At 41.2% G+C, this 18,543-nt stretch carries 14 protein-coding genes; 8 read left to right on the top strand and 6 right to left on the bottom strand.

All coding sequences use genetic code 11. The features are described 5' to 3' along the window. Positions 1 to 4 precede the first annotated feature (4 nt). The 4 genes from N6A79_RS10465 (at position 5) to N6A79_RS10450 (ending at position 3,900) form a co-directional block, all read left to right on the top strand. Positions 5 to 1,012 (top strand): sulfate ABC transporter substrate-binding protein, encoded by a 1,008-nt coding sequence (locus N6A79_RS10465; protein ID WP_268545895.1) that lies wholly within the window; start codon positions 5 to 7, stop codon positions 1,010 to 1,012. Between the two features lie 128 nt (positions 1,013 to 1,140). Then, entirely contained in the window at positions 1,141 to 1,962 is an 822-nt protein-coding gene (gene cysT / locus N6A79_RS10460; RefSeq protein ID WP_268545894.1) for a sulfate ABC transporter permease subunit CysT, read from the top strand. A 2-nt stretch (positions 1,963 to 1,964) separates the two neighbouring features. After that, positions 1,965 to 2,858 (top strand): sulfate ABC transporter permease subunit CysW, encoded by an 894-nt coding sequence (gene cysW / locus N6A79_RS10455; RefSeq protein ID WP_268545893.1) that lies wholly within the window; start codon positions 1,965 to 1,967, stop codon positions 2,856 to 2,858. A 7-nt stretch (positions 2,859 to 2,865) separates the two neighbouring features. Next, positions 2,866 to 3,900, top strand: coding sequence for a sulfate/molybdate ABC transporter ATP-binding protein (locus tag N6A79_RS10450; RefSeq protein WP_268545892.1), 1,035 nt, complete (start codon positions 2,866 to 2,868; stop codon positions 3,898 to 3,900). Positions 3,901 to 3,979: 79 nt separating this feature from the next. On the opposite strand, the gene N6A79_RS10445 is transcribed toward N6A79_RS10450, so the two are convergent. The 3 genes from N6A79_RS10445 to N6A79_RS10435 all read right to left on the bottom strand — a co-directional run bounded on the left by N6A79_RS10445 (position 3,980) and on the right by N6A79_RS10435 (position 9,326). Then, the gene (locus tag N6A79_RS10445; RefSeq protein WP_182417568.1) at positions 3,980 to 5,269 is read right to left on the bottom strand and encodes an adenylosuccinate synthase; all 1,290 of its coding nucleotides are present in this window, start codon (positions 5,267 to 5,269) and stop codon (positions 3,980 to 3,982) included. Between the two features lie 422 nt (positions 5,270 to 5,691). Beyond that, positions 5,692 to 7,530, bottom strand: coding sequence for a dihydroxy-acid dehydratase (gene ilvD, locus N6A79_RS10440; protein WP_182417567.1), 1,839 nt, complete (start codon positions 7,528 to 7,530; stop codon positions 5,692 to 5,694). 389 nt (positions 7,531 to 7,919) lie between these two features. Then, positions 7,920 to 9,326 (bottom strand): MATE family efflux transporter, encoded by a 1,407-nt coding sequence (locus tag N6A79_RS10435; protein ID WP_268545891.1) that lies wholly within the window; start codon positions 9,324 to 9,326, stop codon positions 7,920 to 7,922. A gap of 298 nt (positions 9,327 to 9,624) precedes the next feature. On the opposite strand from N6A79_RS10435, the gene N6A79_RS10430 reads away from it, so the two are divergent. Next, entirely contained in the window at positions 9,625 to 11,022 is a 1,398-nt protein-coding gene (locus N6A79_RS10430; protein ID WP_268545890.1) for an MFS transporter, read from the top strand. 216 nt (positions 11,023 to 11,238) lie between these two features. Then, the gene (gene ispG, locus N6A79_RS10425) at positions 11,239 to 12,474 is read left to right on the top strand and encodes a flavodoxin-dependent (E)-4-hydroxy-3-methylbut-2-enyl-diphosphate synthase (RefSeq protein ID WP_268547579.1); all 1,236 of its coding nucleotides are present in this window, start codon (positions 11,239 to 11,241) and stop codon (positions 12,472 to 12,474) included. Positions 12,475 to 12,730: 256 nt separating this feature from the next. Here the strand turns inward: ispG and N6A79_RS10420 are convergent, their stop codons facing one another. From N6A79_RS10420 to N6A79_RS10410, 3 genes are all read right to left on the bottom strand, one after another. Further along, the gene (locus tag N6A79_RS10420; RefSeq protein WP_268545889.1) at positions 12,731 to 14,488 is read right to left on the bottom strand and encodes a lysozyme inhibitor LprI family protein; all 1,758 of its coding nucleotides are present in this window, start codon (positions 14,486 to 14,488) and stop codon (positions 12,731 to 12,733) included. Between the two features lie 22 nt (positions 14,489 to 14,510). Continuing rightward, complete coding sequence (locus N6A79_RS10415; RefSeq protein ID WP_268545888.1) at positions 14,511 to 15,434, bottom strand: LysR family transcriptional regulator; 924 nt, start codon at positions 15,432 to 15,434, stop codon at positions 14,511 to 14,513. Between the two features lie 119 nt (positions 15,435 to 15,553). Beyond that, positions 15,554 to 15,799, bottom strand: coding sequence for a hypothetical protein (locus N6A79_RS10410; RefSeq protein ID WP_182417562.1), 246 nt, complete (start codon positions 15,797 to 15,799; stop codon positions 15,554 to 15,556). A gap of 334 nt (positions 15,800 to 16,133) precedes the next feature. Between N6A79_RS10410 and grpE the strand changes: the two genes are divergently transcribed. Both grpE and N6A79_RS10400 read left to right on the top strand, forming a co-directional pair. Continuing rightward, the gene (gene grpE, locus N6A79_RS10405; RefSeq protein WP_182417561.1) at positions 16,134 to 16,790 is read left to right on the top strand and encodes a nucleotide exchange factor GrpE; all 657 of its coding nucleotides are present in this window, start codon (positions 16,134 to 16,136) and stop codon (positions 16,788 to 16,790) included. 293 nt (positions 16,791 to 17,083) lie between these two features. Continuing rightward, positions 17,084 to 18,541 (top strand): DUF4139 domain-containing protein, encoded by a 1,458-nt coding sequence (locus N6A79_RS10400; protein ID WP_268545886.1) that lies wholly within the window; start codon positions 17,084 to 17,086, stop codon positions 18,539 to 18,541. Positions 18,542 to 18,543: the final 2 nt, after the last annotated feature.

Below are 18,543 nucleotides of genomic sequence, written 5' to 3'. Positions count from 1 at the left end.
AATTATGCGAAAGATTTTGACATTAGCTGCTGTTGTAACTGCATTTTGGGCAACACCGCTCAAGGCAGAAGACCAAAAAATTCTCAATGCTTCTTATGATATTTCCCGTGAGCTTTATGGCAAAGTTAATGAAGCTTTTATTCCGCTTTATAAAAAAGAAACTGGCATTGATCTCACCATTGATCAATCTCATGCTGGGTCATCAAAGCAGGCAAGATCTATATTAGAAGGCTTGGAAGCTGATGTTGTAACCTTTAATCAGGTAACTGATATTGATATTTTGGCAAAGGGTGGTTTTGTTGATAAGGATTGGCAGAATAAATTTCCCAATAACGCTTCGCCCTATTATTCTTTTCCCTCTTTCTTAGTGCGTGCAGGCAACCCAAAGAATATCAAAAATTGGGATGATTTGGTGCGTGATGATGTGAAAGTTGTGTTTCCAAATCCCAAAACTTCCGGCAATGCACGTTATACCTATCTTGCAGCCTATGCTTTTGCCAAAGAAAAATTTGCCAAAGATGATAATAGTGATGAAAAAGCTAAAGAATTTGTGAAAAAACTATTTGCCAATGTACCGGTTTTTGATACGGGCGGACGCGCCGCAACCACCACCTTTATTGAACGTAATATTGGTGATGTGCTGATTACCTTTGAAACGGAAACAATAAATATTGCGCGTGAGTTTGGTACCAAAAAGGCTGAAGTTGTAACGCCGGAAGTAAGCCTTTTGGCAGAATTTCCTGTCGCGGTCGTTGATCGTGTTGCTGATAAGCGTGGTACTCGTAAAACGGCAGAAGCTTATTTGAATTTTTTATACTCAGCAGAAGGACAAAAAATTCTTGCTGAAAACGGTAACCGCGTTAATGACCCAAGGGTCAAAGCCGAGTTTGAGGATAGATTTCCAAAAATTCGTCTTTTAACCGTGAGTGATGTTTTTGGCTCTTGGGATAAAATTCAAAAAGAGCATTTTGCTTCAGGTCAAATTCTCGATCAGCTTTATGAGCAACGCTAAGTTTAACCTATCCTATATTGGCTTATAAACCATGTGCTTTAAACCACATGGTTTTCTGTTTAACCAAAAGGCGAATGAATTGCCTTTTGGTAAGCTTTTTCTACAAAAATAAAATAAAGGAATGAAATGTGAAAAAGCAGGTTCTACCCGGATTAAAACTCTCGCTTGGTATTACGCTCATTTATGTTGCACTTATTATCGCCTTGCCTTTGGTTGCCTTGGTTATGAAGGCAGCAGGTTTAGGTTTGGCGGATTATTGGGCGATTATTTCAGCGCCGCGTGCGGTCGCAAGCTATATGGTAACGGCGCTTTGTGCACTGACTGCAACAATTTTTAATGTGTTTTTTGGTTTGGCTCTGGCTTGGGTCTTGGTGCGTTATGAATTTCCCGGTCGCCGCTTGCTTGATGCTATTGTTGATTTGCCTTTTGCTTTGCCAACCGCCGTTGCAGGTATTGCCATCACGACTTTTCTAACCAAGGGCTGGTTTTATGAAGGGCTTTTAAAGCCGCTAAATTGGCAAATTGCCTATACCCAATTGGGTATTATTATTGCTATGGCTTTCACCAGCTTGCCTTTCATTGTGCGTACCGTGCAACCCGTGCTTGAAGAACTTGATCCAGCCTTGGAAGAGGCTGGGCAATCTTTAAGCGGTAGTGATTTTGAGGTATTTTTTCGTGTTTTGTTGCCGCAGCTATATCCCGCCTTATTGACCGGTATGGCACTTTCCTTTGCGCGGGGCCTTGGTGAATATGGCGCCATTATCTTCATTTCAAGCAATCAACCGTTTAAAACCGAAATTACAGCTCTGCTTATCACTATTCGTCTTGATGAATATGAATATGGTGCGGCGGCTGCCATTGCCTCTGTTTTGCTTATCACTGCTTTAATCATGTTGGTCATCACCAATATATTGCAAAGTCGTGCATCGCGCTATTTGGTTAGGAGCTAAATATGGCACAATCTAAACATAAGCATCATGCACGCATTGGTGAAGCACCGCTTATTCGCTATGGCTTACTGGCTATAGTGTTTGTTATCACAGCCATTTTTCTTATTGCGCCGCTATTTGTTATTATGAATGAAGCTTTTTCTGCTGGCTTAAGCACTTATCTTGCGGCTTTAAACAATGCTGATACTTTGCATGCAATTTTTCTTACCTTGATAACTGCGTTGATTGTTGTACCCATTAATATGGTTTTTGGTATTATGGCAGCGTGGGCTTTAACCAAATTTACCTTTCCGGGGAGGCGCGCCCTTATTGTCTTGATTGAAGTGCCGTTTTCAATTTCACCGATTGTTGCGGGTACCGCTTATCTTTTTGTCTATGGGTTGCAAGGCTTTTTTGGTGAATGGTTACAAGCTCATGATTTGAAAATCATGTTTGCATTGCCCAGCATCGTGCTTGCCTCAATGTTTGTGACTGCGCCCTTTGTTGCGCGTGAACTTATTCCATTAATGCAAGTGCAGGGCAGGGATCTAGAAGAGGCAGCTACATCGCTAGGCGCGGGTGGTTTGCGGACTTTTTTTAGCGTGACATTGCCTAATATTAAATGGGCACTGCTTTATGGCGTTATTTTATGTAATGCTCGTGTCATGGGAGAATTTGGTGCTGTATCAATTGTATCGGGCAATATTCGCGGCCAAACCAATACATTACCGCTACATGTTGAGCTATTATACCATGATTATCAAACAGTTGGAGCTTTTGCGGCTGCGTCGATTTTGACATTGCTTGCAGTTATTACCATCATTGCCAAAATTACCGTAGAGCGGCTTGGTGCAGGGCGCAAACATCTTCACCAGCAAAAAAATATCACATCACAAAAAGCCAAAGCGGTACATTGAGGTTAAAATGAAAATTACCCTAAAAAATATAGAAAAAAAATTTGATAATTTTCATGCGGTGCATAATCTTTCATTAGATATTAAAAGTGGCGAGCTGATTGCTTTGCTTGGACCCTCTGGTTCAGGGAAAACTACTTTATTGCGCATGGTTGCTGGTTTAGAATTTGCAGATAATGGCCATATTTATTTTGGCGAACACGATGCCACCAATATACCAGTGCGCGATCGCGGTGTTGGTTTTGTTTTCCAGCACTACGCACTTTTTCCCCATATGACAATTTTGGAAAATATTGCCTTTGGTATGAAAACCAAACGCGCGAAAAAACGTAGCCAACCTGAAATAGAACAACGGGCCAAGGAATTATTGCAGCTTATCCAATTGGAAGGCTTAGCGAACCGTTTTCCAGCACAATTATCAGGCGGGCAAAAACAGCGTGTGGCTCTAGCGCGTGCTTTGGCGGTTGACCCTAAGGTTTTATTGCTTGATGAGCCTTTTGGGGCATTAGATGCCAATGTGCGTAAAGATTTGCGCCGCTGGCTGCGTGAAATCCATGATGAACTTGGTATAACAACATTATTTGTAACTCATGATCAAGAGGAAGCTCTGGATCTTGCTGACCGTGTGGTTATCTTGAAGCAAGGTAATATTGAGCAGCTTGGTACGCCTTATGACGTTTGTAATAATCCACAATCGGCCTTTGTGATGAAGTTCTTAGGCGACACCCATATTTTACCGGTTAAAATTAATAATGGTTATGCAAAGCTTGATAATCTAAATCTTGATGCAAGTGGCTTGCCAAATGGTGACGCGCAATTATTTGTTCGTCCTGATGATCTTAGCTGGGGTGGTGAAGTAGGGCAGAGGGATGATGCTTTGCCAGTTACAGTCACGAAAATTATGGATAGACCGGGCCATCGGCGTTTGGTGGTTAAAACCAATGATCACCATGTTTTGGAACTGGATGTGCCAGCGGAAACGATCATTGATGAAAAACAACAAGGCAGCGTTATCATTAAGCGTACGCAGTTTTTCACGATTTGATATTGGTTGTTAGCTTATTACCAACAAAAAAGGTTGCCATATTTCCATGGCAACCTTTTGTTTTTAAGAAGCTTTTTGGTTAATCCTCGAATGGATCGGTCACTAAAATGGTGTCTTCACGCTCTGGACTGGTTGAAAGCAATGCAACCGGTGCGCCAATCAATTCTTCCAAATGGCGAACATATTTGATTGCCTGTGCTGGAAGATCTGCCCATTTGCGAGCGCCAGCGGTGTTTTCTTTCCAACCTTCAAGAGTTTCATAAATTGGTTTAACGCGAGCCTGCGCCCCCATTGAAGCTGGCAAATAATCAATCACTTCACCATCTAATTCATAAGCAACGCATACTTTGATTTCATCAAGGCCATCAAGCACATCAAGCTTGGTAAGGGCAATGCCGGTAATGCCACAAACAGCGATCATTTGGCGTACTAATACTGCATCAAACCAACCACAACGGCGCTTACGACCAGTAACCACACCAAATTCATGGCCGCGTGTGCCAAGGAATTCACCAACTTCATTCATTTGCTCGGTTGGGAATGGGCCTTCGCCAACACGGGTTGTATAGGCTTTTGCAATGCCTAATACATAATCGATTGATGCTGGCCCCATGCCTGAACCCGTTGCAGCTTGACCGGCAATGGTGTTGGACGAGGTAACAAATGGATAGGTACCAAAATCATTATCAAGCAATGCGCCTTGTGCGCCTTCAAAAAGAATACGCGCACCACTGCGGCGTTGCTCATCAAGATATTTCCATGTGCGATCCATAAAGGGTAGGATTTCGCCTGCAACTTCCATCAATTCATCAAACAAGCCTTGTGCCTGAATTTCAGGCTCACCCATGCCACGACGCAGCGCATTGTGATGGGTTAAAACGCGCTCGATTTTTGCCATCAAAGTTTCAGGCTCAGCCAAATCGGTAAGACGAATAGAACGACGACCAACCTTATCTTCGTAAGCAGGGCCAATGCCGCGCTTGGTTGTGCCAATTTTCAAGCCAGTAGTGGCGTTTTCACGTGCTGCATCAAGATCGCGATGAAGTGAAAGAATAAGCGGTGCATTTTCAGCAATGCGCAATATTTCAGGGGTAATTTCAACGCCTTGATCGCGCAATTTTTTTACTTCTTGCACAAAGTGATGTGGGTCAACCACAACGCCATTGCCAATAACGGAAGACTTGCCACGTACAAGTCCTGATGGCAAAAGTGACAACTTATAGCTTACACCCTCAATAACCAGCGTATGCCCAGCATTGTGGCCACCTTGATAGCGCACAACAATATCAGCACGCTCTGATAACCAGTCAACAATTTTACCCTTGCCTTCATCACCCCATTGGGCACCGACAACGACTACATTGGCCATTTATAAACTCCGCTTTGGTTCTATGCGTTATATATTCTGATGTATCATGCCATTCTTAAATTTTAAGAAAATCCATGATGATAATTTTAAATTTTGCCTGTTCTAAAAGCTTTAAAGCACAGAAATTTATCTGAATAATATGACTTGGTCTCATGCTTTTAAACATATTTTATCCAAGGTGCAGCGTTTAAAAGCGGTAACACGCGCACAAATATTATCAGTTAAAACTGCAAGGCTTATAAGAATCGCCATATGTCAATCAAACCTAGCTTTTATAACCAAACTTTACAAAAGTTGCGACTCTTGATTTAGTGATTAACATAATTAAACCAAAACAAATTGTGGTTTAATTTCAGCAAAAAGCCCACGCTTCATAAAAAGCGTAGGCTTTGATATTTGATTGCCTAATGCCCAAAAACTATTTAAATTTCGCGCACAGCACCCTTGGCAGCTGATGTGGTCATTGCGGCATAGGCTTTTAAAGCCTTGGTGATTTTCCGCTTGCGTATTTCCAATGGCTTCCAAGCGTCCGTGCCTTTTTCTTGCATTTTTTCACGGCGGTGGGCAAGAACAGCATCATCAACGGCTAAATGGATTTTGCGGTTTGGAATATCAATTTCAATGATATCACCTTCTTCCACCAAACCAATTGTACCACCTTCCGCTGCTTCTGGCGAAACATGGCCAATAGAAAGACCTGATGAACCACCTGAAAAACGACCATCAGTAATCAAGGCACAAGCTTTACCAAGCCCCTTGGACTTTAAGTAACTGGTTGGATAAAGCATTTCCTGCATACCGGGGCCACCGCGTGGGCCTTCATAGCGGATAAGTACAATGTCGCCAGCCTTGACCTTATTGTTCAAAATGCCAAGAACAGCTGTATCTTGACTTTCAAAAATACGCGCAGGGCCTTTAAATACCAAGATTGAATCATCAACACCAGCAGTTTTAACAATACAACCATCTTCCGCCAAATTACCATAAAGTACGGCAAGGCCGCCATCTTGTGAATAGGCATGTTCTTTGGTACGGATAACGCCCTTTTCACGGTCAAGATCAACGCTTTCATAACGGCGCGACTGGCTAAAAGCAGTTTGGGTTGGAACGCCGCCCGGTGCTGCACGGAAAAAATCATGCACAGCCGGATCATTGGTTTGCTTTACGTCATAATTGCGCAACGCATCGCGCATGGTAGGCGAATGGACAGTATAAGTTGTGTTATTGATAAGGCCAGCACGGTCAAGCTCACCCAAAATGCCCATAATACCGCCAGCGCGATGAACATCTTCCATGTGAACATGGGCAACCGCAGGTGCTACCTTACATAAAACTGGAACTTTGCGTGATAAGCGATCAATATCAGCCATAGTAAAATCAACTTCGCCCTCTTGCGCCGCAGCTAAAAGGTGAAGAACCGTATTGGTTGAGCCGCCCATGGCAATATCAAGGGTCATGGCATTTTCAAAGGCTGGCAACGTTGCTATAGAGCGTGGCAAAACCGTTTCATCATCGCCCTCGTAATAGCGCTTGGCAAGTTCGACAATGCGGTGACCTGCTTCTTCAAACAAGCGTTTGCGATCTAAGTGGGTTGCAAGGGTTGAACCGTTGCCGGGTAAAGATAGACCAAGCGCTTCAGTTAAGCAATTCATTGAATTGGCGGTAAACATACCAGAGCATGAGCCACAAGTTGGGCAGGCAGCACGCTCAATGGCGTTTACTTCTTCATCGCTGTGGCTGTCATCTGCTGCAGCAACCATGGCATCAACAAGGTCAAGGGCAATTTCTTTACCGTTTAAAACAACCTTGCCAGCTTCCATTGGACCGCCAGACACAAAGATTGTTGGTATATTAAGGCGAAGTGAAGCCATTAACATACCCGGTGTAATTTTGTCACAATTGGAAATGCAAACCATTGCATCAGCGCAATGGCCATTGACCATATATTCAACAGAGTCGGCAATAATTTCGCGTGATGGCAGTGAATAGAGCATGCCGTCATGCCCCATTGCAATACCATCATCAATTGCAATGGTATTGAATTCCTTGGCAACACCGCCAGCCTTTTCAATTTCGCGCGCCACAAGCTGCCCAAGATCTTTCAGATGCACGTGACCTGGCACAAATTGCGTGAAAGAATTGACAACCGCAATAATTGGTTTGCCAAAATCATTGTCTTTCATACCTGTGGCACGCCACAGGCCGCGAGCGCCGGCCATATTACGGCCATGGGTGGAAGTACGCGAACGATAGGCAGGCATTGTAACCTCTTTTTGATTTATCGATTAAGCAGCAATTTATAGCACAATTGCTACTTTAAAACTATTCTTAAATTCATAATGGTTTTGCCGCAGACTAAAAATTTTCGCAAGCCTTATTTACTCAACAAGCGTCAATCCAGTAAGAAAAGTCGGTCATAAAAGACCACTCAAAAGCCGCCTAAAGGGAGGCATAGCGTAAGTCTTAAAAAAAATCTTTTAAAAATCAATGTATTAATCATTTATTATTGATAAGATTCTTATCTGCAACAAAATGAAAATCCGCTTTATCACATTGTTGTTATTTTTGGAAAGAAAAATATGCATTTTGCGCAACATTATTACCAAAAATAATTTTTGATGAATAATGCCAAGTTTCTTTCGCGTTGGATTTACGCATTTTTTTGCGTTTTTTCCGATGGTTGAGTCATGGAATTTTTACGCCATAAGCCGGTTTTATAATAGATAAAGGCGAGGATGAGGCAGGTGAAGGCACCAACTGGGAAGCTGATCCAAATCGCATCAGCACCAAGAATATTATAGGTAAGATAATAAAACCCAAGGCGTACAGGATAAAGAGAAACAAAGATAATTAACAATGGTATGATAACAACACCATTTGCACGCATGGTTGCAAATATCACCATGGCCATACCAAACAGCATATAGCTCCATGTTGCACGATATTGCATGTGGTCAGCAATAGCCATTGCGCCACTTTCTTTTCCTAAGAAAAGCCCAAGGACGGGGCGATCAAAAATCAATAAAATGGCAATGATTGAGCCCGTTAATAAAAGCGTTGATAGAAGTCCTGCTGTATTAACCTTGTTAACGCGCTCCCATTTTCCAGCACCGATATTTTGTGCAACCATTGCGCTTACTGCGGCACCCACCGCCATAGAGGGCATTTGCACATAGGTCCATAGTTGTTGCATGGCGCTATAGGCGGCAGTTGTCATCAAGCCTTCGCGGTTGACGAGGCTAATCATGACAAGAGCAGCGGTTGCCATCACCACCATTTGCAACCCCATAGGCACGCCCTTGCCAATAATTATTTTTAATAAGTTAATACGCGGGATAAGATAATTGAGTTCCCGTCCAACCAAGCGTAGCGGTAATTTACTCCAATACATCGTAACTATCATGGCAATTAATGAACCGTAGCCAGCAATAATAGTCGCGACCGCCGACCCAACAATGCCTAATTGGGGAAAAGGTCCAACACCTAAAATCAGCAAGGGATTAAGTATAATATCAAGTACGACATTTAGACCCATAAACCACATAGGAGTCATCGAATCGCCCGAACCACGCATGCCCATCATAACAATCACTGACATCATGGTTGATGGCAGGGCTATGAAAATTACCCGTAAATAGGCATGCGCCTGAGTAAAAGCATCTTGTGGGGTGTTAAGATGGGTTAATATCCAGTCGGAAAATGTCCAACCTAAAACGCCAACTAAGATTGATAATATTAAACAAAACCCAATTGCCGAACCAAAAATACGCCGTGCCGCATCAATGTCATGGCGACCAAAATATTGGCCTACCATGACCGTTGCTGCCATGCCAAAACCAAACACAGCCGAAAACACTAAAAACATGATGATGCTAGCATTTGCCGTTGCTGCCAAGGCCGTTTCACCTAAAAATTTACCAACCCATACAGTATTGATAGATGCATTAAGTGATTGCAATATATTAGAAAGCAATGTTGGCAAGGCAAAAATAGCCAAGGTTTTAAAAATCGGACCTTGGGTTAAATCTCTTGACTTGGTGGCATTGGCTGTTGGCATAAGATAACTTCCTACAATGAAGCAAAATTAAATAAAAGGTGTATTTAAAATTTAAAAACAAAATTTCGTTGCACGCTTGATATCACATCAACTTCAAAAGTGATATGAAATATACGTTACTTTTTAGCTCTTGGGAATTGATGATTAAATTGCTAAAACTGGTTAAAACAGGCGCGACCAAAATCTACGAATTGTTTGTGGCTTTGTAACAATGATTGTTCATAACAAGTTTATTTAAAAAAATGCAAATTTAAGTTATCGACAGAAAAACATCATTATTTTCGGTAAGGAAATTATTGTGATCCGTATTTTGCCACTTGTACTAGCAGTTGCTTTATTCATGGAAAATATGGATGCCAATGTCATATCTACCTCCTTGCCAGCGATTGCGCGTGATTTAGATACTAGCCCAATTGCATTAAAATTGGCGCTTACCTCTTATCTTGTGTCGCTTGCTATTTTTATTCCGGTAAGTGGCTGGATGGCAGACCGCTTCACCGCACGCCATATTTTTCGTATTGCTATGGCGGTTTTTATTTTTGGCTCAATCTTGTGTGCAATATCCAATTCCCTCACCGGTTTTGTTTGTGCGCGTTTTTTGCAAGGCATTGGCGGCGCCATGATGTCACCGGTTGGCCGCGTCCTCCTTATTCGCTCTACGCCCAAAGCTGATCTTATCAATGCTCTTGCTTGGCTTACCATGCCAGCTCTTATTGGACCCTTAGTTGGCCCGCCGCTTGGCGGTTTTATTACCACCTATTTTTCATGGCATTGGATATTTCTAATCAATGTGCCCGTTGGACTTTTAGGCATGTTTTTTGCAACGCTTTATTTGCCACGCGATGAAGTGCCGATATTGCGTCCACTTGATTGGCCGGGCTTTTTCCTTTCCGGTATTGGTCTTGCTGGTATAATTTTTGGTCTTTCTATGGTCAGTTTGCCAGCATTGCCAATGTGGTTGGCTTTTGTGACAATTTTGATTGGGCTTATTACGTCCTATTTTTATTTACGCCATGCAAAAACTGCCAAGCATCCTTTGTTAGATTTGAGCCTTTTTAAAGATCCCATTTTTCGCAAATCGATCACGGGCGGCAGTTTTTTCCGCATTGGGCTTGGCGCCTCGCCATTTTTATTGCCGATGATGCTACAAATTGCCTTTGGTCTTTCGCCTTTGCAATCGGGGCTTATTACCTTTGTTGGCGCAATTGGTGCGCTCGGTATGAAACTTGGTGCAACAAGTACCTATCGGCGCTTTGGCTTTCGCAAGGTCTTAATGTTTGGCTCTATTTTTTCAGCCGCAACAATAGCAATTAATGGGCTTTTTACACCACAAACATCATATTTGTTGATGCTTGGAATTTTGCTTGTCGGTGGCTTTTTGCGATCATTGATTTTTTCAGGGGTCAATTCATTATCCTATGCCGATATTGCCCAAGATAAAGTTAGCCAAGCCGCACCTATTGCATCTGTTGCGCAGCAATCATCGGTGGCTCTTGGTGTTGCTATTGCAGGTACCGTTCTTGAGGTGAGCCTTTCCATGCATGATGGTGGTTTAGGATTAACGGATTTTCATATCGCGTTCTTTATTGTCGCAGCAATTAGCGCAATTTCTTTCTTTATCTTCCGCACATTACCTAAGGACGCAGGACATGCTTTGGCGGAAAAGAAAGCAAAACTCATTAGAACTGAAAAATAATGCTTGATTGATGACGAAATGGAAACCATATGTCACAATTATGGCTTATAAAAATTATGGCTTATAAAAAAGCAAGACAAAGCAGTCTTGAATGATTATAAGTGATAAACGGCTAACACATTTGGTTGTACAAAATTCAAATGGAAAAGACGATTTTGATAAATATTATAGAACTCATAGATTTGAGTTTTGACGTTAACAGAGTATAGTTGGAATATGACCTCACAAAGCTATTTTTCTGCGCCTTTTCCTCGCCGTAAATCGGTTGCTGTAGGGGTTGGTGGTGTAACAGTTGGCGGTGATGCGCCGGTTGTTGTACAATCAATGACCAATACTGATACTGCTGATATTGATCAGACCGTTGCACAGGTTGCCGCGCTTGCTCTTGCTGGTTCTGAAATGGTGCGCCTCACCGTTGACCGTGATGAATCAGCCGCCGCAGTTCCTTATATTCGCGAACGACTTGAACGGCTTAATATTTTTGTACCCTTAATTGGCGATTTTCATTATATCGGCCATAAGCTTTTAACCGATCATCCGGCTTGCGCTGAAGCCTTGGCAAAATATCGTATTAACCCCGGCAATGTCGGTTTTAAAGATAAAAAAGATAAGCAATTCGCTGATATTGTTGAAATTGCTATTAAACACAACAAGCCCGTACGTATTGGCGTTAATTGGGGTTCATTAGATCAAGAATTATTAACCCGCCTTATGGATGAAAATGCAGCTCAAGGTGGAAAACTCTCAACCCAGCAAGTGATGCGTGAAACTGTGGTGCAATCGGCACTGTTAAATGGTGCTCTCGCCGAAGAAGTAGGACTTAGCCGCGACAAGATTATTTTATCGGCAAAAGTAAGCCAAGTGCAAGATTTGATTGCTGTTTATACAATGCTTGCAGCACGTTGTGATTATGCTTTGCACCTTGGTTTGACCGAAGCTGGTATGGACACGAAGGGCATAGTTGCCTCATCTGCTTCAATGGGAATTTTGTTGCAACAAGGCATTGGTGATACTATTCGTATTTCATTAACGCCAAAACCGGGCGGTGATCGCACCCGTGAAGTGCAAGTGAGCCAAGAACTTTTGCAAGTTATGGGCTTTCGCCAATTCATTCCAATTGTTGCCGCTTGCCCTGGCTGTGGGCGCACAACCTCAACCGTCTTTCAAGAATTGGCGGAAAAAATCCAAGCCGATATTCGCCGCAATATGCCAATTTGGCGCGAGCAATATCCAGGTGTTGAATCTTTAAATGTTGCGGTTATGGGCTGTATCGTTAATGGCCCTGGTGAATCAAAACACGCTGATATTGGTATTTCGCTGCCTGGTACTGGCGAAACACCGGCAGCACCGGTTTTCGTAGATGGCAAAAAAGTTGCGACCTTGCGCGGTGAAAACATCGCGGCAGACTTTGAAAAAATGGTTTCAGAATATATTGAAAACCGCTTTAGTTAAATAGTTGGCATACATTAAAGACATAGGCTTTTTTCGTTAGGGAAAGTCTATGGTTTTTTGTTCCCCCAAATTAGTTGAAAGTTCTCTATGGCCAGCAATTTGAGTTCGCAAATTTTTTGCTTAACTTTTCATATAAAATCTATGGGTAAAAATTTAAGAAAACACCACTATATTAAATATCATTTTGGTTGATAGTAAGATCAATTAACTAACTAAGGATGTAATCTTTAAGCTATCGGTGCTGACGTTTAAAAGCCTATGGCCTTATCTCCTCGACATCAAGATTATAAACAACCGGCCAATCTTGCCAATCAATACCTGCGCAAGTGTCCATACGCGTTACTTTTGTGCGGCGAAATCCATCGGGCGTATAGCTATAGTCAGTGATTATACCACAATCTCCAAGTGCTCTGCCTTTTGGAAAATCGGTAAAGGTCATGGTTGGTTTTTCTAACCCAAAAGAATTATAAAATTCATTTCGCCTATCTTGATTATCTATTTTTTCCGTAGGATAGGGTTTATAATTATCTTTAGGCTGCAAAATTGTGTAAGAGCCATTATATGCACCCGTATTGTCGCACATTGCATAAAAGTGATCGCCATTGCTCGCATGAAAAATAACATCTGACCATATATTGCGGTTGCAGGCGTCTTCGTCAGGAGATGGCAATAAGGATTCAGGCGTTTTAACATTAATATCATCAATAAAGAGACGATAGGCCTTTACCTTTGGCAGGCTTACCACTTGATTGGGATAGAAAAAATCGACGTAATCCTTAGTATCTTGATAAAAGTTTTGAAAGCTTTTCAAGTTTAATGCAACTTTACTGTCTTTTGCGTTGATTAGGCCAAAATTAAGCACTTTGTCATGCAGTAGATGATGCATTATATTTTCGATATGGTCATTTTTTACATTAATATTGAATGATCCTTGATTATCCTCCGCCGTGGGTTGGTTTTGTAAAAAAGCTGAAATATCGCCCTTTTTCTTATCATCAAAATAAGCATAGGCTTGATATTGCATTTCAATTTTATCTTTTTTAGGCTCATCATTGTGTTGAGCCTCACTTAAGTAAAGCATAAAGCGTATTTCAGCCGGCTTTGTACTATGATATTGCCATTTTATAACAATGTAGTTGGGTAGGCTTGAAAAGCTTTCACCACCATGTCCAACTGCAGTGCAACTATAACTTTGGTCGCAACCAATTTCCCATTGGTTATCTTTAATGGCTGGCTTATTGGGTAAAAAACAATCGGCCATATCACAATAAAAACTCAGTTCCTCTTGCCGATGACGGGTTATTAAATCTTTACAACGGTTAATACGAAAAATTGGCTTTGGGCTTGCTACATCAGGGTTAAGATCATTCATAAAAAGGCAAGCTTTGTCTTTAAATTCTACCCAAGCGCGCTGCTCATTGCGCAATGATATGGCAGGCGGATTAAATTGCTTGTAATACTCATCATTTTCTGTGTCTGAAAAAATGTCTTCTAGCCGTTTTCTAATAAATTGATAGGCCTTATTAAGCTCGCGATCGGATATTTCAATGTCGGATAGAAGGTCATCAATTTCATAGTCGGAAAAATGACAAGTAGCACCGTCATTACAATAAAACTGCTTCAATTGAGCTATGCGATCCTCAACAATAGCGCCGCGGCAACCAAAAAAATGCATTACCTGTCCTTCACGGCCACGAAAGCCGTCAAAAAAAGGCTGGCAGGACTGCTCTTTAAACGTAATCCACAAGCGTTGTTGATCTATGAGCTGCTTTTTGATTGTTTCGCCATTGGGGTGGCTTTGATAGCTATCGATTATTTTACGCCATGTAATATTTAGATCATTATCTATACGCTTGAGATAAACTGCCCCACAAGTCGACCAATCAAAATTGGTTCCATCTGCCTTATCATCTAGGCATTTGTCATAAAGCGCATCAGCATGGGCACTTTTAGAACTAGAAAACATGGTTAAGCCAAACAGTACAACTAATAAGCCATAAATAATTTTTGACATAACCGCCCCCTTTATACGTTATCTAGCTTTCTATAACTTCGTCATCCTTAGCGTTTTTATAATCGCGAAACCATTTTGCCATAAAATCCAAAAACAACCGAACGCGGGTGGGTAAATAACGCCTATCGGGATAAACAACATAAATGCCGATACCGCCCAAACGATAATCAGCAAGCACCTCTTGCAAATTACCACGCTTAATCTCTTCCTCCGCAACAAAATCTGGCATGCGAGCAAGACCAAGTCCAGTAACCGCTGCTGTTCGGGTTAAAAAGGGGCTATTAACTTCTATTGGCCCATGAATGGGGATTGAATATTCATGGCCATTAAGGTCGGTAAAGAACCAATTGTTAAATCCACGATTATTTCTATCAACAAGACAGGGAAAATTGGTGAGCTCTTCTGGCGTTTCTGGTATGCCATGACGTTCTAGTAAGGCAGGTGAAGCACATACAATCGACGAAACATCCATTAATTTACGCGCAACTAACGAGGAATCATCAAGACGTGTGATGCGGATGGCAACATCAAAACCTTCATCAATCAAATCAATGAAACGATCTTCAACGTGAATATCAAGATTTATTTTAGGATTTGCTTCGCAAAAATCAATTAATGATCGCCCTATCGGTGATGCGGCAAAAGGATGTGGCGCCGATAATTTGATCTTACCTTGGACGATTGCCGTGGCCTCCGCAACGCTATTGCCAAGGTCTTCTATTTCGCGGACAATATCATGGGCGCGAAGGTAATATAATTGTCCAGCTTCGGTTAAGGATAATTGCCTTGTGGTACGGTTAAGCAATAAAACGCCAAGCATATCTTCAAGCTCGCGTACTTGTTTTGACAATAACGCCTTGGAGCGACCGCTTTTGCGTCCTGCGGCTGAAAACCCTTCAGCTTCAACAACGGCAATGAAAGAACGCATTCTGGTCAATAGGCCCATAGGTTTTCCTTTTAGGCAATTTGCGCAAGGCATCATGCACTTGCATCACTCATAAATATTTAATAAAGCGCATAAGAAATTTTATAATAAAATTTGTTTTAATGTCTTTGCTTTATTTTCTAAGGTTCTAAACTTAGATCAATAATTGTTTTGTCTTTGCCTTCAATCACAGTAAGCTTTGTTTTATAATCTTGTTGGTTTTTTGCAGCTTCTATTAAAGCTGAAATATCCAATCCTTTTTCTTGCATACCTTCAATACCACTAGAGGGCAAAATTTTGCTTAACAAATTAACAAAAAACAAAGGTATTGTGTAATTTTCCTTTTCAATGCCGTCAACTGTCTTAACAATACGGATTTTTTTCATATCTAACCTATAATCAATTTCGCTATATATTAGGCATTGTTTTTGGCTTAAATATAGCGGATTTTTTATTAAAATTTTGTTAGGGTTATATCGTGGATTAACGTCTAATATATGCGTGATAGATTTTAATTGGTCAAAATAATATGGTAATATGGATAAGCTTTTTAGCCAAGTGGCGCAATATTTTTCATAAAAAAACGTTATTATCACCAAATTTATAGGATTTTCTGTAAAATTTGTTATAACGGCATATAATTTATAGTTTTGCCCTTGATTTTCGCGCTATAAAAATCGATATCGAGGGTAAGAGAAATTTGTAAACAATGGAATTGACATGTCTGACGAAAAATACGTTGACGAGAACATTGAAAACGCTCGTGATTTAAGAAATCCAAAGGATCGCGATGAGCTTAGGCAAGCTGCCGATGACTTTTTAAAGACACGCAAGGCTGAAGAACGCATGGAAATTGAAGATGAAGAAGGTGTTATCACTGCACGGAATATTGATTTGCTGCAAGATGAGAACGCATCTTTAAAAGACCAATTATTGCGTGTTGCTGCTGAAATGGAAAATTTGCGCCGCCGCACTGCGCGCGATGTAAATGATGCAAAAACCTATGCGGTTGCAAATTTTGCACGTGATATGCTTGCCGTGTCCGATAATCTTGGTCGTGCATTAACTGCTATTCCAGCTGATGCCCGCGAAGGCGATGCTAATTTGAGCAATCTTGCTGAAGGCGTTGAAATGACGGAACGCTTGATGCAGACCACTATGGAGCGTTATGGTATTACCAAAGCTGGTGAAATTGGTGATCGATTTGATCCAAACTTTCATCAAGCAATGTTTGAAGTGCCAGATCCATCACAGCCAGCAAATACCATTGCTCAAATCATTCAAGATGGTTATGTGATTGGTGAACGTGTATTGCGCCCGGCATTAGTTGGCGTAACAACCGGTGGGCCGAAAGATGTGCCAGTTAGTGAAAAATAGTCAGTGAAAAATAGCCACTGATAAATAGGCAATGAAAAATAGTTAGTGATAATTTACTATTTTATTAAGGTGAGATGGCAAAATGTTATCTCACCTTTTATTTTAGAAGACTATGTCAGATATTGAAGTATTCTGCACATATCAGCTAATTTTTAAGAAAATATGGCAAAAAAATCTATTGAATTATTAAAAATAATTTATTTTTGCTGCAAAAATGTAGAAAAAAAGTCTTATTCATTCCCTTTAATGACAAAAATCAAACATTGATATTTTTGTTTTATTAAGGAGACTTCATGAAAAAGGCTAATATGCTACTTGCAAGCTGTGCAACTTTGCTCATTGCAGGCATTGCCCAATCTTCGGCTCAAACAAGCGCTGAAAAAGTAAGTTCGGGCGATGCGCGTAAAGAAGTTGCAGTTACCATTTATAATGAAAATTTGGCATTGGTGCGTGAAGTGCGCGACCTTGATTTACAAAAAGGCGTTAATCATTTTGCGTTGCGTGATGTTTCTGGCATGATTAAGCCAGAAACTGCCATTATGACCACCAAGGATAATGCTAAGCTTTATGTGATTGAGCAAAATTTCAATTTTGACCTTTTAACACCAGAAGCTTTGACTGAAAAATATGTCGGTAAGGAAGTTACCATTGTTAGTCGCAACCAAGATGGTAGCGAAAATTCAGAAAAAGCCACCATTCTTTCCAATAATTCTGGCCTTGTTTTAAAATATAGTGACCGTATTGAAATTGGTTTGCCAAAGGATGCGCGAATAAAATTTGATGCCTTGCCGCAAAATCTTCGCGATCGTCCAACACTGGTCACTGATATTATGAGTGATGAGGAAGGAGCTAAGGAAGTTAATATCGCCTATCTTTCAGGTGGCTTTAGCTGGAAAGCGGACTATGTTGCTGAACTTAACAAAGATGAAAATAGAATTTCGTTAAAAGGTTGGGTTACCTTACAAAATAATAGTGGCACATCTTTTAAGGATGCTAAATTACAACTGGTTGCAGGTGAAATTAATAGAGCACGTGGCTATGTACGTGCGGAAATTCGTGGGGGAGATGACGTTCAAGCCCGTAGCTCTCCATTTAAGGAGGAAATGGCTGAAGAACCTTTTCTTGACTACCATCTTTATAGTTTACCGCAACCAACTACGCTCAATAATAATCAAATCAAACAAGTGGCCTTGATGGGCGCAGACAATGTGCCGGTCGAAAAGCGCTACATTGCTGCGGCTACAAGCAGTTCATTTTCTACCTATAACAGCGATGAAGAAGGGCAAGCACTTACTGTTGGTGTCTATTTTAATTTTGTAAATGATAAGGAATCCAATTTAGGCGTGCCTTTACCCGAAGGCGTATTGCGTGCCTATAAGCCTGATAGTAAGGGCAATGTGCTTTTTATCGGTGAAGATAGCATTGCTCACACTGCTGATAAAGAAACCGTGCGGGTGAAATTTGGCAATGCCTTCGATGTTAAGGTTTACGGCAAAACCTTGGAGCATAAAAAGGTTGGTTTGAGTTTAAATTCAAACCCAATTTATGAAATTACAAATGAACTCACGGTTAAAAATGCTAAGGATGAGCCGGTTGTGATTGAAATTCCAGAAAATTTTTATAGTAATTGGGAAGTGCTGCAAGAGAATATTCCGCATGAAAAGCGCAGTGCCTATTCTGCCGTATGGAGAGTAAAGGTTGACCCTAAGAGCTCGAGTGTACTTACCTATAAGGTACGCACCAGCAATTAGCT

The organism is Bartonella sp. HY761 (genome assembly GCF_026743145.1).
Taxonomy (GTDB): Bacteria; Pseudomonadota; Alphaproteobacteria; order Rhizobiales; family Rhizobiaceae; genus HY038.
This window is presented reverse-complemented; position numbering and strand designations above follow the sequence as displayed.

Excerpts from the sequence above, each read along its gene's own strand:
- N6A79_RS10420 (WP_268545889.1), bottom strand. The coding sequence starts at position 14,488 with ATGTCAAAAATTATTTATGGCTTATTAGTTGTACTGTTTGGCTTAACC.
- N6A79_RS10410 (WP_182417562.1), bottom strand. The coding sequence starts at position 15,799 with ATGAAAAAAATCCGTATTGTTAAGACAGTTGACGGCATTGAAAAGGAA.
- grpE (WP_182417561.1), top strand. The coding sequence starts at position 16,134 with ATGTCTGACGAAAAATACGTTGACGAGAACATTGAAAACGCTCGTGAT.
- N6A79_RS10400 (WP_268545886.1), top strand. The coding sequence starts at position 17,084 with ATGAAAAAGGCTAATATGCTACTTGCAAGCTGTGCAACTTTGCTCATT.
- cysW (WP_268545893.1), top strand. The coding sequence starts at position 1,965 with ATGGCACAATCTAAACATAAGCATCATGCACGCATTGGTGAAGCACCG.
- N6A79_RS10445 (WP_182417568.1), bottom strand. The coding sequence starts at position 5,269 with ATGGCCAATGTAGTCGTTGTCGGTGCCCAATGGGGTGATGAAGGCAAG.
- ispG (WP_268547579.1), top strand. The coding sequence starts at position 11,239 with ATGACCTCACAAAGCTATTTTTCTGCGCCTTTTCCTCGCCGTAAATCG.
- N6A79_RS10465 (WP_268545895.1), top strand. The coding sequence starts at position 5 with ATGCGAAAGATTTTGACATTAGCTGCTGTTGTAACTGCATTTTGGGCA.
- N6A79_RS10435 (WP_268545891.1), bottom strand. The coding sequence starts at position 9,326 with ATGCCAACAGCCAATGCCACCAAGTCAAGAGATTTAACCCAAGGTCCG.
- ilvD (WP_182417567.1), bottom strand. The coding sequence starts at position 7,530 with ATGCCTGCCTATCGTTCGCGTACTTCCACCCATGGCCGTAATATGGCC.
- N6A79_RS10415 (WP_268545888.1), bottom strand. The coding sequence starts at position 15,434 with ATGGGCCTATTGACCAGAATGCGTTCTTTCATTGCCGTTGTTGAAGCT.
- N6A79_RS10450 (WP_268545892.1), top strand. The coding sequence starts at position 2,866 with ATGAAAATTACCCTAAAAAATATAGAAAAAAAATTTGATAATTTTCAT.